The sequence below is a fragment of the Paenibacillus sp. FSL H8-0280 genome, assembly GCF_045040665.1.
Taxonomy (GTDB): Bacteria; Bacillota; Bacilli; order Paenibacillales; family Paenibacillaceae; genus Paenibacillus; species Paenibacillus xylanexedens_A.
The window spans coordinates 5,544,354-5,568,645 of sequence record NZ_CP150296.1; the positions used below are offsets into that span (position 1 = coordinate 5,544,354).

General features: G+C 42.3%; 22 protein-coding genes and 1 pseudogene. 2 read left to right on the top strand and 21 right to left on the bottom strand.

Translation table 11 applies throughout. The features are described from left to right. Nucleotides 1-75 precede the first annotated feature (75 nt). From nagA to MHI12_RS24145, 3 genes are read right to left on the bottom strand one after another with little or no spacing between them, the layout of a single operon-like run. Complete coding sequence (gene nagA, locus MHI12_RS24135; protein ID WP_405170543.1) at nt 76-1,296, bottom strand: N-acetylglucosamine-6-phosphate deacetylase; 1,221 nt, start codon at nt 1,294-1,296, stop codon at nt 76-78. Further along, entirely contained in the window at nt 1,293-2,021 is a 729-nt protein-coding gene (gene nagB, locus MHI12_RS24140; protein WP_340399286.1) for a glucosamine-6-phosphate deaminase, read from the bottom strand. Before nagB ends, nagA begins: the two co-directional genes overlap by 4 nt. Before the next feature lie 9 nt (nt 2,022-2,030). Beyond that, complete coding sequence (locus MHI12_RS24145) at nt 2,031-2,894, bottom strand: MurR/RpiR family transcriptional regulator (RefSeq protein WP_341008705.1); 864 nt, start codon at nt 2,892-2,894, stop codon at nt 2,031-2,033. A 226-nt stretch (nt 2,895-3,120) separates the two neighbouring features. Between MHI12_RS24145 and MHI12_RS24150 the strand changes: the two genes are divergently transcribed. Beyond that, a complete protein-coding gene (locus tag MHI12_RS24150; RefSeq protein WP_405170544.1) occupies nt 3,121-3,468 on the top strand; it encodes a hypothetical protein in 348 nt (115 codons plus the stop codon). A 158-nt stretch (nt 3,469-3,626) separates the two neighbouring features. Here MHI12_RS24150 and MHI12_RS24155 read toward each other — a convergent pair whose 3' ends face one another. The 16 genes and pseudogenes from MHI12_RS24155 to MHI12_RS24230 all read right to left on the bottom strand — a co-directional run bounded on the left by MHI12_RS24155 (nt 3,627) and on the right by MHI12_RS24230 (nt 20,530). Then, nucleotides 3,627-4,166, bottom strand: coding sequence for a DUF4303 domain-containing protein (locus tag MHI12_RS24155; RefSeq protein ID WP_405170545.1), 540 nt, complete (start codon nt 4,164-4,166; stop codon nt 3,627-3,629). Between the two features lie 485 nt (nt 4,167-4,651). Further along, a pseudogene (locus MHI12_RS24160) lies at nt 4,652-4,753 on the bottom strand (LuxR C-terminal-related transcriptional regulator); the annotation flags it as partial. 7 nt (nt 4,754-4,760) lie between these two features. Beyond that, nucleotides 4,761-6,308, bottom strand: a complete 1,548-nt coding sequence (locus tag MHI12_RS24165; RefSeq protein WP_405170546.1) for a recombinase family protein — start codon at nt 6,306-6,308, stop codon at nt 4,761-4,763. A 12-nt stretch (nt 6,309-6,320) separates the two neighbouring features. After that, the gene (locus MHI12_RS24170; RefSeq protein WP_133387092.1) at nt 6,321-6,599 is read right to left on the bottom strand and encodes a hypothetical protein; all 279 of its coding nucleotides are present in this window, start codon (nt 6,597-6,599) and stop codon (nt 6,321-6,323) included. 174 nt (nt 6,600-6,773) lie between these two features. Further along, nucleotides 6,774-7,025, bottom strand: coding sequence for a hypothetical protein (locus MHI12_RS24175; protein ID WP_405170547.1), 252 nt, complete (start codon nt 7,023-7,025; stop codon nt 6,774-6,776). A gap of 1,360 nt (nt 7,026-8,385) precedes the next feature. Continuing rightward, nucleotides 8,386-9,051 carry a hypothetical protein gene (locus tag MHI12_RS24180; RefSeq protein ID WP_133387089.1) on the bottom strand — a complete coding sequence of 222 codons (666 nt, stop codon included), beginning with the start codon at nt 9,049-9,051 and terminating at the stop codon, nt 8,386-8,388. 116 nt (nt 9,052-9,167) lie between these two features. After that, nucleotides 9,168-10,556, bottom strand: coding sequence for an amidase domain-containing protein (locus MHI12_RS24185; RefSeq protein ID WP_405170548.1), 1,389 nt, complete (start codon nt 10,554-10,556; stop codon nt 9,168-9,170). Nucleotides 10,557-11,692: 1,136 nt separating this feature from the next. Further along, nucleotides 11,693-12,715 carry a hypothetical protein gene (locus tag MHI12_RS24190; RefSeq protein WP_405170549.1) on the bottom strand — a complete coding sequence of 341 codons (1,023 nt, stop codon included), beginning with the start codon at nt 12,713-12,715 and terminating at the stop codon, nt 11,693-11,695. Then, on the bottom strand, nt 12,708-14,030 hold the full coding sequence (locus MHI12_RS24195) for a hypothetical protein (protein ID WP_405170550.1): 1,323 nt from the start codon (nt 14,028-14,030) through the stop codon (nt 12,708-12,710). Before MHI12_RS24195 ends, MHI12_RS24190 begins: the two co-directional genes overlap by 8 nt. A gap of 323 nt (nt 14,031-14,353) precedes the next feature. Further along, the gene (locus MHI12_RS24200) at nt 14,354-14,503 is read right to left on the bottom strand and encodes a hypothetical protein (protein WP_405170551.1); all 150 of its coding nucleotides are present in this window, start codon (nt 14,501-14,503) and stop codon (nt 14,354-14,356) included. A gap of 59 nt (nt 14,504-14,562) precedes the next feature. Then, nucleotides 14,563-14,754, bottom strand: a complete 192-nt coding sequence (locus MHI12_RS24205; protein ID WP_405170552.1) for a LuxR C-terminal-related transcriptional regulator — start codon at nt 14,752-14,754, stop codon at nt 14,563-14,565. A gap of 246 nt (nt 14,755-15,000) precedes the next feature. Next, entirely contained in the window at nt 15,001-15,990 is a 990-nt protein-coding gene (locus MHI12_RS24210) for a YhcN/YlaJ family sporulation lipoprotein (RefSeq protein ID WP_341008710.1), read from the bottom strand. A 281-nt stretch (nt 15,991-16,271) separates the two neighbouring features. Further along, nucleotides 16,272-17,288 carry a DUF4340 domain-containing protein gene (locus tag MHI12_RS24215; RefSeq protein WP_405170553.1) on the bottom strand — a complete coding sequence of 339 codons (1,017 nt, stop codon included), beginning with the start codon at nt 17,286-17,288 and terminating at the stop codon, nt 16,272-16,274. Then, entirely contained in the window at nt 17,285-18,679 is a 1,395-nt protein-coding gene (locus tag MHI12_RS24220; protein WP_405170554.1) for a GldG family protein, read from the bottom strand. Before MHI12_RS24220 ends, MHI12_RS24215 begins: the two co-directional genes overlap by 4 nt. A 4-nt stretch (nt 18,680-18,683) precedes the next feature. Continuing rightward, the gene (locus tag MHI12_RS24225) at nt 18,684-19,400 is read right to left on the bottom strand and encodes an ABC transporter permease subunit (protein WP_017692528.1); all 717 of its coding nucleotides are present in this window, start codon (nt 19,398-19,400) and stop codon (nt 18,684-18,686) included. Next, complete coding sequence (locus MHI12_RS24230; RefSeq protein ID WP_405170555.1) at nt 19,397-20,530, bottom strand: ABC transporter ATP-binding protein; 1,134 nt, start codon at nt 20,528-20,530, stop codon at nt 19,397-19,399. The genes MHI12_RS24225 and MHI12_RS24230 overlap by 4 nt, the downstream gene beginning before the upstream one ends. 436 nt (nt 20,531-20,966) lie before the next feature. Between MHI12_RS24230 and MHI12_RS24235 the strand changes: the two genes are divergently transcribed. Further along, nucleotides 20,967-22,040 (top strand): glycosyltransferase, encoded by a 1,074-nt coding sequence (locus MHI12_RS24235; protein ID WP_341008717.1) that lies wholly within the window; start codon nt 20,967-20,969, stop codon nt 22,038-22,040. A gap of 65 nt (nt 22,041-22,105) precedes the next feature. On the opposite strand, the gene MHI12_RS24240 is transcribed toward MHI12_RS24235, so the two are convergent. Both MHI12_RS24240 and MHI12_RS24245 read right to left on the bottom strand, forming a co-directional pair. Beyond that, nucleotides 22,106-23,635: a DHA2 family efflux MFS transporter permease subunit gene (locus MHI12_RS24240; RefSeq protein WP_405170556.1), complete on the bottom strand. Its 1,530-nt coding sequence runs from the start codon at nt 23,633-23,635 to the stop codon at nt 22,106-22,108. A 218-nt stretch (nt 23,636-23,853) separates the two neighbouring features. After that, complete coding sequence (locus MHI12_RS24245; protein WP_341008721.1) at nt 23,854-24,213, bottom strand: hypothetical protein; 360 nt, start codon at nt 24,211-24,213, stop codon at nt 23,854-23,856. Between the last annotated feature and the right edge of the window lie 79 nt (nt 24,214-24,292).

Sequence of the window (24,292 nt, forward strand, 5' to 3'; positions counted from 1 at the left end):
TAAAAGCCAAGTTTTAACTCCGAAGACCGATGCATCACAAATGAAAGTTATTAGCACGATACTAATTTTCTAAATCTAATATGACTCACATATCCGTCTGCCCTTCACCCATACACCCTCAATATCCAGCTCCGCATTCAGAAAAACGATATCTGCCTGTTTTCCTTGAGCCAGGGAACCTGTCCGATGATCAATGCCCAGCAGGCGTGCCGGAGTCAGACTTGCTGCACGTGATGCAGCGTTCAGACTCAGGCCCACTTCCTGTACAAGGTAACGGAAACCGCGAATCATCGTCAGTGTGCTTCCCGCCAATGCGCCGCCGTCCTTCAGTCTGGCCTCACCATGCTTCACGATTACGGGCAGGTCACCGATCTTGTATTCCCCATCATCCAATCCCGCAGCAGACATGGCATCTGTGATCAACACGAGTTGATCGTTATGTTGCTTCAGCTGAGCGAGGATTGAGATCGCCGCAGAGTGAACATGAATGCCGTCGGCAATCACCTCGGCACTGATACGTGGATCACTCAGCACGGCTCCGGCAGCCCCGGGTAACCGATGATGCAACGGTGTCATGGCATTGAATGTATGTACCGCATGATGCAGTCCGGCTTCCACTGCCCGCTCCACCTCTTCATAGGTCGCATCGGTATGGCCGAGTGCCGCTGTAATCCGTTGTTCTCGCAGCCATGAAATGACTTCCAGCGCGCCTTCACGTTCCGGTGCCAACGTAACTTGACGGATAAGACCGGGATATTGCTTTTCCCATGCCTCAAGCCAGGATACATCAGGCAGAATGATATGTTCCGGATTTTGCGCGCCAGGCCATTTCGGACTAAAAAACGGACCTTCCAGGTGTACACCTTCAAGCTGAGCATAAGGCATTTCACCGGAACGGTACCGGTTGACCTCAGCAAGTACGTTATCCAATCGCTCTTTTGGAGCCGTCATGGAAGTCGCAAGCATCGCTGTTGTTCCCTGCGTACTATGAAAAGAAGTGATCTTGTCCAACACCTCCGGGCTTGCATCCATAAAGTCTTCTCCATTCCCACCATGCACATGGATATCAATAAATCCAGGCACAATGAGGCCGCGTTCCGGTACAGACAGCAGCAAAGCCTCTCGCCGAATCTGTTCGGGCAGACCTTCAGGTAACCCAGCATAGAGGATTTTCCCATCCCTCCAAGCTAATACACCGTCTTCCAATATCTCATCTGCAAGGAGCAGTTTGCCCCGAAGAAGAGAAATATTTTCATCACGCTGGCTCCCAGGTTCACGGCTATTCTCCTCGGTCATCTCACCAGCCTCCCAGCCGCACGGTCCAGCAATACCACCACATTTGGATGACATTGCAAAAGCGATGCAGGACAGGCCGTTGTGATTGGGCCCATGAACGCTTCGCGAATAATTTCGGCTTTTTCCTCGCCACGGGCAATAAGCAGAATTTGTTTGGCTTTCAAAATGGTACCAACACCCATTGTAATCGCCTGAGCCGGAACTTCATCAATGCTGTCAAAGAAGCGTGCGTTTGCCTTTCGAGTCTCGTCTTTCAGATCCACAACATGTGTTCGTCCTGTAAGTTCAGTTCCCGGTTCATTGAAGCCAATATGACCATTATGTCCAATACCCAGCAGTTGAAGGTCTACCGGTCCACGATCGTCCAGCCGTTGTTCATAGGAATTACATTCCTGTTCCAGATCTGCAGCCTGACCATCAGGCACTTGCGTTCTGGCAAGATCCATATCAATATGATGGAATAATTGTTCGTTCATGAAACTGCGGTAACTTTCACGATGTTCTGTTGGAAGTCCGACATACTCATCCAGATTAAAAGAGGAAGCCTGTGAGAAGCTAACCAGCCCCTTCTGGTACAACGTGATAAGCTGTTTATATATACCTACAGGAGAACTTCCTGTCGCGAGCCCCAATACAGCCCGTGGTTTGGTCTGCAACAAGCTGGCAATGAGGCCAGCACCCGTGGCGTTTAAATCTTCTTCATTTTCAAAAATTCGTATATTCATCTTCATCTGTCAGGCACCTCCGTTGTGTTGGACTCGATAAGACTGCACATTGTGATAGGATTGTTCCAGTCTGGGGATAAAACGGTCGAAGTCGGCACTTACCATGCCTGTGAACAAAATATCGACCACATGCAGCAGTGCAATACGTGAAGCCATATCTCCACGCCTCATTCCTTCTTCCAGAGAAGAGGTGAACAGCGGGATATCGGATACAGTTGCGAGCGCGTTACTGCCATAGGAAGTCAGTGAAATCGTAGAAGCTCCGGCCTGTTTGGCACAATGCAGGGCATCTATGGTCTCTGGTGTTTCGCCTGAATAGGATACCGCCATCGCCACATCTCCCTCGGCGAGCGAAGATGCGGATGTAATCTGCATATGTGAGTCGGAAAAAGCCGTACAGCTCTTGCCAATCCGCACCAGTTTCTGATAGAAATCCTGTGTAACAATCGATGAGGTAGCTACACCGTACAGATCGATGCGGCGAGCCTGACACAATAATTGCACTGCCTGCTCCAATCTGCCCAAATCCAGCAAACGGGTGGTATCTGCAATAGACGCGAGGTGGTTGGCTTCGATAGCTTCAACAATTTTGGATAGGGAATTGCCCGCTACAATATCCTGATACGCCGTTTCATCAGATGCGTGGGACAATTCTGCGGCGAGTTTCATTTTGAAATCGGGAAATCCCTTGAAATGAAACGACTTGCAAAAGCGGGTTACCGTCGCCGCACTTGTGCCACTCTGCTCTGCCAGATGACTAATCGTCCAGCCGGGAATGTCCGATGGAGATTGCATAATGACTTCGGCAATACGTCGCTCCTGAGACGGAAGGTTATTCAGTTCTTGCTGCAACGCACGTAATATGGCTGCCATGAGGACCTCACTTCATGAAAATTATTTTTATTTATTTTATATAAAATAGGAAAATCATTTTTATATTTTCATTTTAATCAAGACGATCCTGCAAATCAAGAGGAATTTCCCATGGCTTTTGCAATTATGCTGAGCGTGTATAGACCTTCACCTGCTTGATATGCATAGTCGATGTCCTTTATATTGAGAATCGAGATATGATCGTATTATAAGAAGGAGCAATTCAATGAATCGAAGACAACGGAGAAAGTTCATTCCTTCCACCTGGATTATTGCTACCAAACAAACAGAAGGTCGCACCTATTATGCCCTCTATGCTATTGACTGGAAACGTGGAGGTCGATTGAGTTGGGAGGGCTGGAATCAGCTCGAAGACCTGCTGCAATTTCATATTCCGATCAAACGAAAAGCCGGAGGATGGAAATCCGCTTCCCAGCCTGCCGCAAAAATTGCGAAAAGAGCACTCCATCTTCATCTGAACGAAGCAGAGTTCGAGGAATTGGAGCAGCTCTTTTATCAGCCATTTTCGAAGAAAAGATGGAGGGTGTTCATTCAAATGAATAGGAATCAATAAGTGATATGAATTCGGTTATTTCATTTTTTCACGCTAAAACAAAAAAGCCTCTTCCCTTCTTTGGATAAAAGAATAGGAAAGACTTTCGCGGTACAACGATTCAATTCGTTTTAATGCAATTTCCATTCAACTAAACGCTCAACTCAAGTTAACTCGGTCTAATTCATGTCATCATATCGTTTTAAGAATTTGCTGGCTAAGCTGGGGACAGTCATTTGATGAACCGATTGATTTTCAATCTCTTCTGCCAAATCGTCGTCTGTTAGAGAAATGAAGAACGTAATGTCTGCTTTTGCTTGTCCATACCGAGCAAAAATGTCATCTGCTGTTTCATTTACAACTTTGGCGATGATTCGAATGATCTCATCCTTATACTCCTGAACTTCTTCTGTTGCATACAACAATCGGCTGATATGGTTAAAGTGCGTATCCTCGCCATATTGATATTCGGAGCAGCCCCATCTGTAATAGATCTCGTCCTCCTCACTGTCGCATAGCCCTTGCTCTTTCATTCTCGAAATGTGCGCTGCCAGGGATTCCTCGGTATTCACCGCCATAAACAGCGTTACCCAATCACTGTCCGTTCCAAATGCACAAGCATATACTTTCTCATGCTGCACCTTAGCCAACGTCTGTTCCAGATCGGGTAGAAAACTCGCACGAAAATGGTCTTCAAATTCATTTAAGAAACGGTCCATTTAGATCATCCTTTCATGTTTTATATAAGTTGAATACCGAATAGTTACACCTGCCACTTCAATGACAGAATAACCTTCTGATCACTGTTATCCCCAGATTTCTTGTATCACTTTTTAAAAGTGGAAATCTGCGGATAAAGGCGAACACTCTGCTTCTTCAGGTCATTTCTGCCCTCTCCGTTCTAGTGTAAATATGTAGTTTAACTTATATAGATGTAGTACAAAAAAATCCCAAACCCAATTCGTCCAAACCATTGTTTCACTTTCAAGCCTTACCTACAAACTCATCTGCTTGATATATGTAATCATTATGGTCTACTAAAATAATGAAAACAAGCGATGCTACGTTTCGGATATTCCCTCAATTTATTGTTAGTTTCCTCAATCCATGGTCCATACCAGCAAAAAAGCCTTGCCCCATTCTTCATGACAAAGAATAGAGAAAGGCTTTCATGCTGCTACTTAATCCTAACTGTAATTCGCAACTAGATCTTCAGTTCTCCAAGCTTAATCAGCTCGACAACTGCCTGCGAACGACCCTTAACATTGAGTTTCTGCATCACATTCGAAATATGGTTTGAAACACACAAAAAACTATAGCCTACCCAATACGGAATGGATCTCAACATTGTTTGATTTATCAACAGTGATCTTTGAAACTAACTTTCGCAGAATCAGGTTTACTTGGTCTACTTCAGTAAATTGACTCAGATTAGACAATTCCTCAAGTGAAATGTTTATTGCATTAAATTGCTCATTGTCATTCAAAGCTCGTTCTAAATCAGTTTTCATCTTGGATAACTGTTCCTGTTTCTGTTTGATCTCTTGCTCATACTGTTCCTTCTCAAACTCATATTGCTCATCATCAATTTCATCGTTTAACTTTTGCTTTCGGATTTCAAAAAGCAATTTACGTGCATTCTGTATCTGCTTCTCATATTTAACGATTAACTTTCCGGTATCTTTTTTCGCTTTTTTAGTGAAGGTTACAGTCTTCCCCGACTTTGTTTTACTTCTAAGTTTCTCGCTCAATCTTTCAATAAGAGCATCTTTGAAATCGTCGTAAGGAATCCTATTGTGATTTTCACATCCAGTTTCACCCTGTCTTCTTCTTTTAGAACAAACTAAGTAACGATAGCTGTTCTTCTTGCCGTTTGAGGTCACAATGTTTAATGATGATCCACAATGCTTACACTTGATTATACCAGCGAATACATTGACCTTGTTTCTTACCCCTCCACGCTTTCCACCGCCACGCTCTAACCGAATCTCCTGTGCCTTTCTAAATAGCTCCTCACTAACAATTGCTTCATGAGTCTGCTTACCGCTTTCTTCCCATAGCTCCTTGTCACGCTTAACCAACTTTCTAGATTTATCAGAGATATTGTTGATATCGTTATAAACCTTTACAACTGTAAATTTATTAAATATGTTTTTACCTGTATATATCTCATTCGTTAGTATACGCTCTACAGACGTTACTCCCCATTTCCCTCCTCTGTAAGAGGGAACTTTCTCTTTATTCAGATACTTTGTTATAGCTTTCTCACCCATCTTTTGATTGACATACATATCAAAAATGAGTTGAACGATCCTGGCACGTTCATTAGGTATAATGGTTTTCCTATCATCGACCTTTATTTTGTCATAGCCCAATGGTGCAATAGTACCTATATAATTTCCTTTCATTCCAGACTGACGTATACCTCTTCGTGATGATATGCTAATTTGCTCACTCAACTTTTGGTTAACTGCTGAGAATATTTGAAATTTAAACTCGTCATGATCAACTTGTGAATCATAGTTCTCGTCCAAGGATACAACCCTTAAACCAAGCTTATCCACAAGAGTTCTCTTCAAACCTAACGAGTCATACGTATCACGAGAGAATCTAGATAAAGAAGAAAAGAGGATGGTTTTAAAGTAACCCTTACCTGCATCCTCAATTAGTGTCTGAATAGATGGTCTTCCAACAATGGATGTACCACTATCCCTGTCTACATATATGTACTCTTCACAAACCTTTAAACTTAGCTGTCTGGCTTTCTCTTCACAATCCATCCGTTGGTGTTCTGGACTGAACTTTTGTGACTCCTTTGTTGTGGATACCCTAACATATATTGCTGCATCCTCATATCTCATGTGACATTCCCCTCAGTCTGTAGATTTAATTGTGATATCATAGTCTGTAGCAGGGAAATTTTTGATTGCTCTTTGTACTACAGTATCAACTACAAATTGAATTGCTGCTTTTGCTTCTTCTTCGCTACGGTTATCGTCTATAAAAATAAAGTTGAATGATTTAGATTTTTTCTGCTTGTTTGTCTCCTTCATCCGTTGTACACCACCCGTATGACTTTCGTACGGATAATGTATGCGAATGCTGCTTGGACGAATGACAGACAATGTTTTTGCTGCACTTTGGATATTCACTCACCTCCTCACCTTGTATATTCGAGGTGATAGTAGTTGTCACCCTGACACCCACGAGACTACTCAGTATTCTAAGACATGTTCCTTTGTGTTTAGTGTAGTTTAGAGTGCAATGAATAGATGGATTACAATTGAGTCTAGAGATAATCTTGCATGTTATTTTGTTTTGTAATTCTATTCTTGATCCTTCAACTTAATTTGCATTTGTTCAAAGGTAAACGGTTGATGCACATTGTATATTTGACCATCAATCTCTATCTGTCCTATTGGTATGTATCCTTTATACACTTTCTGTTCATTCTCATTACTGTTTACTTCAATGCTTTTTTGACCAGTCGTTGATTGCTCCGATTGAATCAAAACTATTTTTCCATCTTGAGTGTTTTTAAAAACTCCAGTATCGTTTTCTAGCTTAGGTAAACCCAAGTCTTTCTTTGCCTCTGTTATCGAATCATATCTTCTAAATGTGGGAATTACATTGGATTGCTTGTTTCCCATCTCAATTGCATAAACTGGCTTAGCCTGTGCCTTATATGAATTTCCCCCGAAAGTTAATATGGTAACACTGGGAATCCTTTAATTAGAAATGATTCCTACGTCTCTGATTCAGTCAACTTCGATAAGCTTAAGTGGGTAGTTGAATCCCCCCTCCTACATGGGAAAGTATTGAGAACCTTTATCCTCAGATGTTGAAAATGTACAATGAAGACTTGCTAGTTTTGAACAAATTGCAGAAGCCACTAAAACAGACTGGTGGACTATAAAGCAAATGTATAAGGATAAGCGAGCCATTTTGCTTACAACTAAAGAAAGAGGAGTAACAAGACGTGCTCGTGACTTTGAGAGGATATATGATTTGCACTTTGTTGATGGATTAGCTTTTACTCAAATTTATAAGGGATATGGATTAAGTCCAACTTACTGTAAACAGGTGCTCCAAGAAAACATACACAAGTTTTTAAAATAAATACCCCTCAAGAGAATAATATCTCAAGAGGGGTTAAGTTTTACCTATATTTGTTATTTATCTACTTCTCTTTGATGTCTACTGTAATTACAATTCCTCAGATTAGTATTTTTCCTATCACTGCACCCGTATCATTCGTTTGATTGTCCCTCTTGATGCATGGTTACAACCTACCCACATATTGTATATACTACCATTTGAAATTATATACCCCTTCCGAATTATAGCATTTTTATTAGTAAACGCTTTCTTCATGTTATATAATATTTTACTTTCATTCCTATTTTCCAGATATCCGCGTATAAATCAGTAAAAGTGCATATTGTTTGTGTCAGATTTTTGCCGCTCAGTGTCATCCTGATTTCGGGTTTATTGACTCATTCTGATATTTGGACAGTCCATCTGGACAATCACTATGATGAAAAGATAATTAAGCAAGATTGGAAGTTAACCTAATTAAGCCATTCAAAATGGAATTAGGACTTCAAAGGTTTCCCTTTGGTACTACAGCATGGACTAAAAAGCGCGAGTCACAGTGCTGAATTCGCCCCTGTAACCCGCGCTTTTTTATGCTTCTATACATCAATCACTGTCCTATTGAGTAAAAAATCAATTTATAACATCCATTAAGCTCTCATACCCACATAATCAATGGACGTTGAAACTCCGCTCACTTTAAATGATACATTCGATACTTAGACATAAACTTTACAGATGGAGCGCTGAATTAGCAATGAGGACACCTATCAGCTTACTACGGGGTATGGTAAGAGCGGAAAATTCATGTCGGAAGGATTTTTACATACAGACTTCAATTAGTTAATTATTTCCTATAACATCGCTATTATTCCATATATCAGGATTATTGATCGTTTGATTTTCTCCACGTACAGTGAAATCATAACTATCCTTTGCATTAGTATACCAGTCAACAATGACTAACTTTCCATTCGCACTTTGCACAAGAAATTCAGTAGGTTCAGCAAAACTGCCTACATCCTTTTTAACTTGTGCATCTAATTTAAGATAGAAAAAGTTCTTACCCTCTCCAACATACTTTACTTCTGCTGCATCAACATCAACGCCTGTCACCAAATTATGAGTAAGATTGTTCTTAAGGAACAAATCGTATTGAGAGGTGATTTTTTTTTGCGTATATTGTTTAAGGTTTTCGTTATCTATATAAGTATCCAATTCAATGTCAGAACCGTTCCAGATCGCCCTATAATATTCAGACAGAGCATCCGTACACATTTTGTATGCTGTTTCAAAATCTGAAGCGGTTAGACCACTTTCGTCTTTCGCCAAAAAATAGGAGGAATCTTTTGATGAATTTCCTTTTGTTACAGGCGAAACTCTTGTGTTTTCAGCATTATTAATATCTCCAACAACGGGAACATTGTTATTTTCATTGTCACTAGTACTAGTCTGTTCGCATGCACTAAGAGTTAATAAAATCAATAATAACAGGTAAGCACGTTTCATTAAGTTTCCTCCTATGAAAATATTCTCGAACTCCAGATAATTAAGGAGGAGAAATTAGTTTGATGCACAACGCCTCAAAAAACCAATGAAGTGTTGTGCATCTCCCCTCAAATTTTTCACTTGTAATAACCAGTCAATTTTATAACCCTTTTGCTATCACCAGGATAAATTTCCTCCGCCTTTTGGTTGTTGTTATAACTATTTTTACCAGTGCGTCCTGTAACCAACGCTCCAAGAACTGACATCGTATTAGTTTCGTAGTATTCAGTAATAATAGTCGAATGCCGCCAATTATTGTAAGATCCGCTCAAATAAAATTGCAATACATCTCCAATTTGATATGGATAGCCTGCACTAGCATTATATTTGAACGTTGAGTATGTAGTACCCGTCCCAGCCGGACCCTTCGTTGTGTTATTCACCAAAAAATTATACAGGTTTGGTACACCTGACCAGGATGAAGCACGATTACTCAAACTTCTATAATACCAGCCTGTAGAGGCAATACCTGTTCCATTAGTATCGTAAGTAATTGCACCACCAGCGAGTAATGCATGAGATACGAAGTTTGTACAGTCCCAATTTCCAGTTATTTGTGAGAAATCGTAGTAAGAAACATTCGAACCACCACTTGCAGGCTGATCTTTTGCTTTATTATTTTTCGCGTAATTTGCTATCGCTGTCTTATTTAATGAAGATAAGGTTGCAAAAGGCGTAATAACCTGATTAGATGATCCGTCATTTTCTAAACTATTGATTTGTACTGGAGCTTCGCGATCAACAGAAAAATAATCGGTGATTTTATCATTTAATTCCTCTTGTCTTTTAGCGGTATAAGAGCTATCCAGCTTAGAGTTGATATTAACGAGATTACTTATATGATCCCCTTCACCTCTAACATATTCATCATAATAGTCATACGGCATATACCAATCTGAAATAGTAAGCCCTGCATCTGTATTGCGAAATAACATTTTTGACACTTCGCCAAATCCAGACTCCACTTCCATTCCCACGTAATTAAATGAGGCCTCAGTACCTATTGTCAAGAGGATGCCTTCTTCGGTAACTTCAGAGGACAGTAAATTGAATTTCAAGACGTAGTTTTCTTTTTGTGCATTTGCGGCATCTATCACAAATTGTTTTGTTTTCATTTTCTTTTCCAAGTAATCAGACAGTTCGGAATCAAGCAATTCTGTCCTGACAGTTGATTTGTTATCTAATTGCTTTGTTCCGAGATCGATATTTTCATAGTAATTCTTCAACAATTCTTTTGCAAGGGAATAACTAGTTGTCACGGCAGATAAGCTAATCGCTCTATCCTGAGTGTTCAATTCAATTTGTAATGGACTACTGGGTTCAACATACGAATCATCAAAATTATGGTCTGGTAGAATAATATCTTGAGTATCAATCTCAGGTGGGTTACTTTGAGCCTGAGCAGCTGGAATATTCATGGAAAGTACAAGTGCACCTACAATCACATTGCTCATTATTTTTTTCAAAAAAAATCATTCCTCTCATCTCATTTGTATAAAAAAACAATACTACAAACATGAAATTAAAGTTTTTTTTGCAATCACACCTCCTAGAACGATCATTAATAATAATCCTAACAATCGTTTCAATCAGCTATTTTTACGTCCTTAAAAAAGTAAAAACATTACAATTAATTGCAATCTTTCCCAATATAAATTATTCCCTTAAATCTGTCAATGATAATAGAGAAAAACAATAATGTTATAGATTACAGTCCTTCAGCCTAAAGTAGAAGCCGCTGCTAAAAAGGAGAGCACTGTAGCAGAAAAAGTGGCGTATACCAAAAGCAAATCAAGAAACTTAAACATTTGACCACTAAGGTACAAATCGAACGTAGTACAGAGGTTAAAGGTTCAAAAGGTTACATAGCAAGTCTTGAATTAGAAAGGAAATACATTAAGCAAAGTTTGTATTATTCAGAGAAAATTCTTGAACTTTATAATTAATCTGCAAGCACTCCATTGGGTTGGGGTGCTTTTATCGTTCCACTGTTGATTGTTCCGATGTCTGATCATTGTGAGACAACTTAGTACATAATGTTCCCCGAAATGTTCGTGGAAGCTGACCCTCAAATTTGAGGGTCAGGTATGTGTACACTGAGTACACAGTTAAACTTGTCAGATTGTCATGTGGGTAGTATGGGAAATGGTTGATACATAGGACTTATTCGGGGAATCTCGATTAACTAACCCCGCACTTGTTAAGTACGTATCTCTGTTTATTAAGTATCTCTGTTAGTACTTATCCTCTGGTTTTGGGTTAAGATCTTAACCTGAAACAGTAGGACGGTGAGTTAAGATCTTAACTTCAAACTGAGAGACGGAGGGTTAATATCTTAACCGAAAACAATAGGACGGTTTGTGAAGTTCATCATGAACCCGACAAACTATGTATCAAATGTTGGAACACTAAATTTCGTGCAGGTTGCTTCCTCAGAATTGAGGAGCCATATTCCCCACTTGGAGAACATGGTCAGTCCCCAAGATTGGGGAGTCAGTTTAATGATCCCTATTCATGGGCAAGGGGGCGAAATCTGACTGCTTAGAGTTGCTTATTGTAGCAAACAAAAAGGTGACACCAAGTGCCACCCCATTTGATCAAATTATTCTAATCCATAAACTGATTCTAGATTTTCCATGTTCAAGAAATCCTTTTTCAATCTAGCGTAAACATAACCGTCATCGCGTGTACGTCCAACATTATAATACTTACAAATAGCATAATATTCCTCTTTACCAAGTTTACCACTTTTTTTATACAGTTCATGTGCCATATATAACATTCCACTGTTTCTGATATTTGTAGGCGTTAATGTTGGAACTTGATACAGCTCTGATATCTTCTTTATTCTTCTATTGATCAATGCGGAAGCTGCTGGTACGTTACCCTCCACACCTGTACGTGCATCAGCCGCGCCACGAACTATGTAGTCCGTTTTAGTAAGATAGTTTTTGTTGTTTCTCATGCCTTCAAACTCTAATCCATTATTCTTGAAATTGACCTTTTCATTGTTTGCAGTCCTCATGATGTTATATAGCTCATTAGTGATGGGAATTATCCTTGATTCTTTGTTGCCTTCAGATGTTTCATTATATAACTCAACTTCATAACTTATTGAATCACTGGTTATCTGTCTAACTCGTTCCATTTTAAGTGTCAGAAGTTCACTATATTGTCTACCGTATACACCTTCAAATATCCCCAATATAGCCAATTTATCTTGATGGTTAATACAATTTTTTACCCATTTCATAATATTGTCATGATGGAATAGACTCGGCTCACTTGTATCTAAAAATTGTTTGTAAAACTCATCAGAGCTAACCGCGTCAAGTGGATTGATGTTGTCTACACGCAAATCTTGCTCTATAGCCCATCTTATATAATTTTGTATTATGATTCCTGTAGCAATGATTGTAGTCATCTTTGTGGACTTTAATAGAAGGAGTACCTGTTTAATCTCGCCCAAGTTAAAATCATATAGATCACGACCTAATTTAGCTTCAATACTCGAAGCTCTCTTCAGTACACGTCCATATGAGATTCTCGCTGCTTGACTCTGATTTTTCAAGTATCGTTCTTTCACGGCTGAATTGTAGAAGGACTCATCATAGATTTTATTCACACTGTACACCTCTAAATATGGAGTCAAAATACTTGATAATATCCTCACGTATACGCTTGTTTCCGGTTAATACCTTCTTCTTGTTAAGTAGATTTAATAGTTTTTCATCTTCTAGATTAATGCCATTAATGTAATGAGATAACTTCTGTAGAGGAATCTTGTTCTCATACATGTAATGGGATAAAACGATATATCCTATGAACATAAGGGGGTGACTCATCATGTGACTTCCTCGTAGTTTTACATTGATTGAAAAATCTTCTGGATAGCTTCCTACTAAATAAGCAACGAATTCTATCAAGTAATCCGATACTTGAAGCACATCAAATTGCCTTTCCAATTTGAACACTTTATCTACAGCATAAGAAAGGATATCAAAAGTTGTAAGTTCTCCAACTAAATCACTTACTTTGTTAGATGATGCAATCTGTTTCCCGATTTCAGACTTACGTTGCAGATTTGCCACTACTTTATCAGACAATCTCTCTTGAGCTAATTCTTCTCTTCTTTCTTTCTTCAACACGTTAACTGTATTAATCTGACCCAAGTATCTCTGAGCTGTATCATGGTCGTATGATCTTATAGATAATATCAACTCCAAGTCCAAGTGTGGATTGGCTTGTAGAGCAACCACACCTCCTTGTAAGCGATGGAACCTATCGAGAATAGATATAACAGAGCCCTCGTTAATTGTCAGTGTGTTGGACTCCTCATTGTACGTAACAGGGTCTACTTCACTTGAGAATGCATTAAGAGTGATCATGTCTTCAAAATAACTGTTAGAAGCCATTTTATCGGCAATCCTTTTAACACTGGCCTTGTTTACAATGGGAGTCCTAACTATACCTCCTGATTTGTTTGTCTTATAGTTGACTCCACGTTGTGTTTCATCGTCATAAATAATTAACTGGCTGCCGTACAACTTGACTAAGTTTTGAATTGAAATTTTGGTGATGTAGCTATCAAATTTAATCTTTGTACATTCCTCAAAATGGATAGGCAAAGTGATTCTTTCTTGAATTGATTGGCTAAGAATATCCTCAGCACCTCTGATTTCTCGCTTACCAAAATACCTATCTGGGTCGAATAGTTTATCCTCTGTTACTTTATATAAAGCTTTGGTCAGGCCATAAAGCATGGCAACATCTAAATCAGAAACAGACTCCACATTAGATATTATTGAATCAATCTCTTCAACTGGAACATTTAAATCGATTAGTTGAACCTGTAATTGGTGCTTTACTTTTCTCGTTTTAAGAACTACTTCAAGATGAGTCAAAAGGATTTGTTCAACTTCTGTTCTATCTACCTTCATATGTATATTCACTATGTACAGTATAGCACTCGTCAAAGTGATTTTAAACGTAAAGATACATACGGGATTTAAAAAAATGGTCGGTAGGAGTTGACGTGAAGTCAACCAACTATAGGGTGTCACCAAATGACACCACCGGAGAGCAACTTTTTTCACTTCCGGAATTCGGAACCACAGTGACACGATTGTAGATGGCAGGATTGGCTGTGTTGGAATTTTGGGAGTTGGGTTGGCAATATCGAGTAAAGCAAAAAACAGCCGCGTGAGGGCTGTCTAGAAGTTTATTTGTGGTATCTGTGGTTTAAGTGGCGTAAGAACTGATGTTATAAAGCCTGATAAATGTTCAAATAGTTTCCAATAAGATCACCCACACCTTGATAGCTATAATCTGTCTTATAGGCAATGTAAAACAAGATGAGAAATGCAGAGCCACCAACAAGTATAAGTTTGTCCTTTAACGATAATGATCTCATGTACAACCTCCCTTTTTATATAGGGATATTACACCATGCATGCGAACTCACTTTCTACTTTACCGCCTTATCCCTATCTTATTATAAATTTCAAATCGCATCACATTCGAAATATGGTTACGCACCGTTTTCTCGCTGATGAATAACTGCCCTGCGATGTCACGCGTTGTTTTGTCTTGAACCAGTAATTCGAATACTTCGCGTTCACGGTGGGTCAACAAAAATTTGCTTTTATGATCGATACCCTTCAATGTTCACCCCTCCTTGCTCGGGTTGTGTTGGTGTAACAAGGTTAAGGGGATACAGTCAACTCATCTTATGTCAGGTCAAGGGCGTTGGTTCAGTTTTATAAGAAAAATGGGCAGTAAACATGTGATTCATTGTCCAAAGAGAGCGTATGCAATTGTATATGTATTAGAGATCAAGTAAAACAAACATGCCCCTGCAGCGGATGTTACCATCTGCGCAAAGGCACACTTGTTCATCTGTCTTCAGAACTACCGATTCATTCGGTTCATCATGCCATCGTTATTATTACGGTTCATCAGGCCATCGTCAAGGATGCCATCGCGGTGATTCGTATCTGTTCCGTTCGTTGGGAAAATGCGCTCCACCATCGATTGGAACGTATCGATCATGCCACTAACGGGCTTACCGTTACGAATATCTGTGGCATAGTTCTCCACATGCTCCACAAAATCCGGATTGGCTGATACATATACATTCTCGATGTTTGGTGCAAACTGCTTGATTTTGGCTGAAATCTTGCCTTTAATCTCAGCTGATGTGTTATCGTCCGTGCTATCTACACGTTGTCCCTCACTTTTCATACCATAATGCCCATCGTCTGTCCCACGTGCTTTACCGCTGTTTGTCAGACCACGCATCATACCAACGGCGCCTGTGCCCATGGTTCCATAGATGCTGCGGTCATTCCCCATATGGCTGCGATCCGTTGCCGAATTTGTGTTCAGTCCTGGAGCAATCCCGCTAGTGCTGTATGGAGACATTGTGCCCGTACCGCCATTCACACGCATACCACCCATATCGTGATTCATGTTGCCCCCACGCATGGTATCACTGGCATGATTGCGCATCGTTCCATTCAGCATGCTCGTACGACCATTGGACTTGCTTTCCAACTTGCCTGCATGACCATCTGCCAAACGAACCGCGACATAAGCATTACGATCCGTTAACATGACACGGGCGGATTTGACTTCCTTCATCTCCGTGATGCGTTTTGCCAGCTCTTCACTGGATTTCAGGTCAGTCACATTATGCATGCGATAACTTTTTGCACGGATGCCATCCATGCCATTTGTTTCCACACCATAACGGTTAATGCCGTTAGCTTGCTGACGAACACTTTGTGTATGCATATTGTTGGTATCCCGATTCGTGCCACAACCTGTCAAACCGGCCATTACAAAGATTGCAGTAGATAATGATAACGTAATAGCTGTTGCCTTTTTGACTGCTGGCATGTACTCATCCTCCAATGTTTGTTGGTTTTGGTCACAAAGATAGGATGCGCTTCTGTACGTACCGATATGCTGAAAGGATATGGTACCTTACCCTGTAGGTCTGGATCTTCTGGTTTGGGTATTCTGGTTTTGGTCTTTGTGTATTAGTCTTTAGGTTTTGATCTGTGGATCGTGAGATTCTTCGCTATATAAAACAAAAAAACAGTACTGCTTGTTCGCAGCACTGCCTCGAAATAATATTTGTATCTTAATACAATAATATCACTTATCTTCCGCCCCGCTCATTTCCCTTCTGTTGATGAGGAAGTCGTTTCGTCATTTGCAGAACTCGATGACTCTTCCGAAGAAGTTGTGGATGCTTTAATTGTATCCGGGAATTTCTCGGCTTCCGTTAGACTCGTTGCATCCATGGCATATGCCCATTGACCATCCGGCGTAATGACCCAGATCTGATCCGATTCGGATGGCACCGTAATTCCTCGATATACATCTCGAACTTGTTGCCCATTTACCGTCTGTTCAACAGACAGGGTGAATCGGGGAACCGAATTCTTCAGCTCGGACGCTTTGCGCACATCATCTGCTGTCGACAGGTTTTTGATTTTGCCGATAAGAGATACGGCATATGTGGATTCAATCGTTTTTCCATTCAGTGTCCAGGTCTGTTCTGCCGCATCGTTCTTCGATGTCGATGTTAACATCCAAGTAGCTGCTTCACCTTCCCACTCCAGAGACCCAACATTAGTCTCATCCATGTTGAAAGGTGTAGTGTCCAATAAATCACGACGAGACAAAGCTATGCTGGTAATCGCCTCTGTCTGCACGGCAACCACAGAACCCGAATCAACTCGCACATAACGTGCATCATCTGCTGGAAGCTGGCCACCAATAGCCAGTTTGATCTCCCGATTATCTTTGAGTTTGATATCCATACGTGTAGCATCTGTTCCTAATCCGTACTTATCCAGATCCGTTGGCGCTTCTTCCACCACCAGTTCCTGATTCGCACCACTCAGAGCATCCAGCCAACTGCTTACACTGTAACCGTTCAGAGGGTATGCTTTTGGCTCAACCATCTGCCATACGCCATTTTCAAGCGACAAAGTCGAAGCTGCTGCTGCACCGGATGTCTCCTCCGTTGTGTCATGTATTGTAATGGATTGGATATCCCCGGATTGAATACCAAGCAACTTGGCTTGCACCGCTTCTTCTTCTCGAAAATAATTTTGACTGGCCGCGTACACCCAGCCCACAATCAGTACGATGACCACCAGAATTGTTGGGACCCATTTTTTCATACCCGTCTACGCCTCCACCATAAGAGTACACCGATGATAACAAAGATGAGTGGGAACGCGACAATAGCCACGAAGAAAATCGTTCTGGCCTGTTCGCCATTCAGGTATGCCGTCTCATACCCGGCTTGTACCCGTGGGCGAATCGTCAATCCATTTTCTTTCTCACTCAGATAGTTTACCGTATTCAAAATAAAGTCCCGATTGCCGCCATTCGCAATTTCCGAATCCTGCATGAAAATGGACGAGCCCAAAATAACCGCCTTCGGTTTGCCATCCGTCGTATCGGCTGCATACCCTAATTCAACGGGTCCTTGAATGTCCTCTTCGACATCATTGGTTGTTTCATTCTGCAATAAACCGCCGATATTTGTCTCCCCATAACTGTCATTCGAAGAATGAATTAAAGGTGAAAGAGTATATTTATCCTGTTCTTTGCTGGTCAGCGCAATCGACAACGACAACATCGGATACAATTGGCTTGCAGCAAGTTTGTCCGTAATTGCATGTGTACCATACTCCGGCACCACCCAGAGTGGCCCCATCGTACTGGCTTGTTGATTATCAACCATGACCGCATGCTCATCAACGACGCCATAGTCAGCCATCAGAGCATCGATGTTTTTCCAACTGGATTTCATATCTTCTACGAATCCGAGGGATAATAACAGCTTGCCTCCATTACTCAGATAGGTGCGAATGGCCTTCATTTCTGCATCACTGAGATCACGTTGTGGACCTATAATGGCAAGCACATCTGCATCTTCCGGAACCTTCCCGGCCTGATTCAACTGCAACTCTTCCGTCTGCACATTATTTTGTTCCAAGGAAGATTTCAGCGTAGTCATCTGAGCGAGACTCAGCTCTTCATGTCCGGTCAAAAAGACCATTTTATGCATCTCGGTGGATGACATATTCATGAGCGCCTGTGTCAGCTTTTCCTCACCTGTAAATTGATATGATCCGTCACTGCCATCACCTGTCGCGGTGAACAAACTGGCGATATCAATCACTTTGTGTTGATCTCCCTGCTCCAGCACAATGGAGCTGCCTGTTATGCCGTATTTGGATGCAAGCGCAGGTTCCTGCGTCAGATTATACTGTTTTAGCTTCAACTTGCTATTGCGTTTCGTGTATTCCTCGACCATATCCGTGACCTCACGGTTCAGGACGGTGTTGTTGGCATTTTCGACCGTTAACACCAGAATGTTGACGTCATCCTTCACATTTTTGATCGCAGTAAGAGACTGGTCAGACAATGTGTATTGTTTGTTCGAGGTCAGATCCAGCTGGAAGCCGCCAAGTGAATTCAGGAACAGTGTTAGCAAAATAAAGATGCCAATCACCGCTACGGACAGCACGGTACTGTTGGTATGACTTAACCATTTTTTCATCTTCTCACCTCCACCGCTTCCGTTCCACAATTTGAATGCTTAACAGCAGAAACACACCCGAAAGGGTGACATAATACAAGATATCCGGTCCACTAAGTACACCTTTCATGAAGCTGTCGAACCGGTTAGTCAGTGCAAATGGGTCCAGCCACTGTTGCAAAGCAGAACCTGTATTGCCTGCGAATGAATCAAGCATCCACAAAACGAGCAAAATAATAAAACCCGCCACCGCAGACACCATCTGATGCTGGGATAATGTAGAAGCGAACAGTCCAATCGCCATCATGCTTCCGCCCAGGAAAAATAACCCCAGCGCAGACATCCATACTGTCGTCATATCCAATGTCCCATAGAACGACATGATGAATGGATACACCAGACTACACAGGATGAGCACGACCAGAATGGCCAGAGAAGCAAGATATTTGCCAAAAATAATTTCTGTTACCCGTGCCGGAGAAGTCAGCAACAACTCATCCGTTCCCTGTCTAAATTCCTCTGCAACCAGTCGCATCGTTAACAAGGGTACAACAAACAGCAGCATGGATAACGTATCCCCCAGTACGAGTCGATAATCGACAATACTCGGCTGGTAATATACGAAACTGGAGTAGAACAGCAAACTGGTCATCAGTACATATACGGCAAAAGCAAAATAGGACGTCGGAGACAGAAAGTAAGCTTGCAGCTCTTTGTTACATACCGCCATCATTCGTCTCATTTGGGGTCCTCCCCTTTGCCAGAATCGGGCGAGGAATCTGCTGCTGTACTTGCTGCTGTTCCCGATATACTCGACGAGTCGATGTCCGAAGTTACGTTCTGATCCATCTCTGCCCCAGCAACCTTATCCACATCTGCCGAATTTGCGTCTGTGTCTGTGGCCTCGGTTGTCGTCAACTTCAGGAAGATTTGCTCCAGACTCAGGTTCTCCTTCTTCATCTCCAGTATTGGTAATCCTGCACCAGACAAAAGGTAAAACAGCTCCTCCCGGAAATCTTCCGAGTTTTCTCCAGTAAGCAGCATTTTAACCGTATTTGCCGAATCTGAATTAAGTGAAGTATCTTTGGCGGTATTCGCATCCGACGCTTGAATGACTTCACTCCGCACCTTCTCCCAGGGTGTCAGCACATTATGTAATTGCTCCGCAGTGGCCTTCACTTCAATCGACACCTTGAACTGATCCCCCATTGCTGATCCGAAATGCTGAGGTGAACCATCCAGCACGAGCTGTCCCTGATTGATGATCAACATTCGATTACAGAGCGTGCTCACTTCAGGCAAAATATGCGTACTGAGCAGCACCGTATGGTTCTCCCCCAGTTCCCGAATCAGATCTCTGATCTCGATAATCTGATTTGGATCAAGGCCCGATGTTGGCTCATCCAGGACCAGCAGATCCGGCTTGTGAATAATGGCTCCTGCTAGCCCGAGGCGTTGTTTGTATCCTTTGGATAACCCCCGTACCATTTGCCTTTCCCGACCCTGAAGTCCAAGTCTGCTAACCATCTCACTGACCCGCAGCTTAACCTCACGTGCCGGGACATCTCGCAAATTGGCTACGAATTTAAGATAGGACTGCACGGTCATATCCGGATAGAGTGGCGGCGTTTCAGGCAGATACCCAATCTTGGAACGAACACGCTGACCCTGCTCATGCACCGATGCCCCATCCACCATAATGGAACCCGCGGTTGGATGCAGATAGCCCGTAATCATACGCATCGTTGTTGTTTTTCCGGCACCATTGGGTCCGAGAAAGCCAACAATCTCACCACGTTCCATGGTGAAATCCAGTTGATGTACGCCGCGTTGCCCTTCGTAAACTTTGCTGACCTGTTTCACTTCGAGCACATCATTCATCCTTTCCCGTTAAAATACCCGTGCACCATCGTTCGTTATATAAATTCAACTGAAAATATTACACTTGCACTCCGATGACAGAATAACCTTCCGATCACTGTTATCCCCAGATTTTTTTGATTCCTTCATTTCAGAAGGAAAAATCCGCTGATAAAGGTGACCGCTTCGCTTCTTCAAGTTATTTCTGCCCTCTCCGTTATCGTGTAAATGTTACGTTGAACTTATGTAATAGATGATAGACACGGGAAGTTCCTTGTATATTACGGGAGCTATCCTAGCCTCAGCTTAATGACACTTAAAAGGCAGCTTAAAAAAATTTGTCCAAAATGTGAACAATCTGACCAACACCCACACCCTGCGCTTAAAGCCAACGTAACATAGAGTACAGGAGAATGTGCTCCTGACCAAAAGTCAGAGGGTGAATCGTGTGAAAGTATTATTCACGTTTTATGTTCCGAGCGGTGGCGTGGATACGTTAAATCGACTGCGCACCGCTGTTCTGAAACGCCATGGCATTGAAGCGCACCTATTGTATCTCAGCACAGGCTCGGGATTGCAGAACAACAGTGATACACCCATTTTCACCGCGTCCAGTGACGAGGATATCCATCATATCATCCATACTCATCATTATGATGCCATCATTGCTACTTCAGACATCGCTATGCCCGGCCGCTTGAGAGGACTTGGTTATACTGGACGAATTATTTTTGAAGCGCAGGGACTCGGAGCACGCGATCAGGCTCTGGAAACGATACAGATGGGTGTCCCTTACCTTCAAGCCCATTGTGATGCTGCCGTTATACCTCCCACAGACCACCTGCTGGATATGTTCATTCATATCTGTCCTTGGCTTCATCGGTTTGTTATTCCCAATATGCTGGATACGGACACCTTCGCACCAATCTTGGTGGATACCCCACCCTATCCGGTGCTGGCTTGGGTAGGACGACTTGAACACAACAAAAACTGGCGTGAATATTTAATCATATCGAGTGAAATTGTCAAAAAAAATCCAAAAGCCAGACTATGGTTGTTCCACGATCCAACTTTGGCTAATCCAGAAGATGAAGTCATGTTCCGGCACATGCTGGCAGAATACGGGCTTGAGGATCGAATTGGCATCTTTATCAATGTTCCTCATTCTCAGATGCCTGCATATTATTCCATGATTGCCGCTTCAGGGGGCATCATGTTATCCACTTCCCTGCTTGAAGGATTCGGTTATGCTGTCGCTGAAGCGATCAGTTGTGGCTGCCCGGTGCTCAGCACGGATTCGGATGGTGTGCGTTCATTTATCACACATAATAAGACTGGTAAGTTTTATCCAATTGGAAATGTAGAGGCCGCTGTAGCCGAAGCAAGGGACCTGATGAATAACAAGAAACTGCGTGAGTATATTCGCATTCAGGGCAGACAGCACATGAGCTTGTCTTTTTCACCAGATCGATATGCCATTTCTTTTCGTGAAATGATGACAGCACTGCGAATTTTCCATTGAGCATAGCAAAAAAGGCAGTTCAGCAAAATTTCTCTGAACTGCCTTAGTATGGTTTTTATAGAGTCTTAGTGACCCATCATCATCGCGGGATCAGGCGTATCGCCATTTTGCAGTTCTTCTTCCAGCATCGGCTTAGGTTTGCGCAAAATCAGACTGAGCAAACATCCGAACAATGCAATACAAGCGGCCAGGAAGAACGTATCATTGAAACCAGCCACCAAACCATGAACGATAGCGGTCGGCTCTGTACTCGTTGTATTGTCTGCGATTCTTGAAGTAAGGAAACCTGTAAGCCCTGCAACCGCAAAGGACACGACCACTTGCTGTGCAGCCGCCGTGAGCGGTGTCACCCGTCCAACCAACTTACGCGGTGCAGCATTTAATACATGCGTATTGAGTGGCATCATGGACAAGCCCATACCCAGACCCATCATGACCAGAGCCGTTATAATCAGGCCAAGACCTGTCTCTGCCGTAATGGAGGACAGAATAAACAATGCTCCCGAGATAATACCCAGACCCACGAAGGCCAAAGGTCTAGCACCGATTTTATCAAACAACCGACCACCAAGCGGCATACCCACTCCGGAAGCCAATGCCTGTGGCAGTAGAATCAATCCTGTTTCCAGTGCAGTATATCCTTTGATCTGCTGCAAATAAAGTGGGATCAGGATCATCGCACCGAACAGCGCCACTTGTGACACCCATGCGAGAATAATTCCCCGTGAGAAATCAGATGATTTGAATACCCGGAGTTCGAGCAATGGATTTTGATGACGAAGCTCCACAATAATGAACAAAATGAGCGCTACACCACCCACAATGACACCCGTCAAAGTTGTTGCAGACGTCCAGCTCGTTCCACCCTCACTCACACCGTAAGCCAGCATCGAGAACGCAATTGGCGCCAGAATCATGCCGAGCAGATCCAGTGCAGGTGTGCGTCCACGATCTGTATCCGGCAAAAACTTGATACATAGAATGAAAGCTGCAATACCAATGGGCAAGTTAATCAGGAAGATCCAGTGCCAGCTCAGTGATTCAATAAACCACCCGGACAACACCGGACCCAATGCGGGAGCAAGCAACATCGGAATTCCCAGCATCCCCATGATGGAACCTCTTCGCTCAGGCGGAGCCAGACGAAAGACCATCGCCATACCAATAGGAGCAACCATGCCTCCACCAAGGCCTTGAATGACACGGTAAATGATTAATTGCTCAGGTGATTGGGCAATCGAGCATAACACAGAACCCAAGGTAAACATGGCAATCGTGAACAGAAATACTCTTTTGGCACCAAACCGGTCCGTTAACCAGCCTGCCAGTGGAATAACCGCAGACAAAGCCAGGGTATAACCCGTAACCGTCCATTGAATGGTCTTCAGGTCGGTCTCGAAATATTGAACCAGATTCGGAATGGCCACGTTCACCACCGTGCTGTCCAGTATAACCATGATCATACCGACGATAATAGCCAGGAGTGGCAGTATAATTGTTTTGATTGAAAACTCTGCGGGCTCCTGGGATACTGCTGTTTGCTCTTTCACGTTCTCCACACTCTTTTCCAGCCAGAAGATCGCAGGCTTAGCCATGCGTCTCACTCAGCCTATATTGACGACTAATTTCAAACTATCGTTTTAAATCGTCGTTTTAAACTTTCGTTTAATACTGATCTAATTCTAATGAAAATACCTTTGCTGTCAAGCTATTTTTTCAGACAATTCTACTATGGATACACCACAAAAAAATGGAACAGGCACCTTCCCTGCTCCACACGTTGATTAATCATGACTATTTAATTATAACCATATCAATCTGCAAGCTTCATCATCTGATATTCTGACAGTATGCCCAATGTCTGACCGTGAATACTCCGGAAATACATTCGAATAACCAGATGATTCGGAGAAGAGCTGTTGCTGATGATCCTCAGCTCATAAGGCTCGGATGACACATCCAGATTATGAATGACCTGATTACCGCCCGCTCCCCCCGAATTTGACGTTAGGTGAAAAAGGTGTCGGTACAGTTCTCCGTGCATACTGGCTCCACCAACAAATACATCCGTCCCTTCCTCGCCGCCCACATAGGCCAACTCCACATCCATGTACTTGACGGGAACAAATGTCTGTAACAGATTCTCATGAATCTCAAGTAAATATACCGCCACTGTAGATCCCTCCTTCGGAGCACATGAACCTTCCTGTACATAGGATATGCTTCCTCTCGTCCATTGCCATTTGCATTCA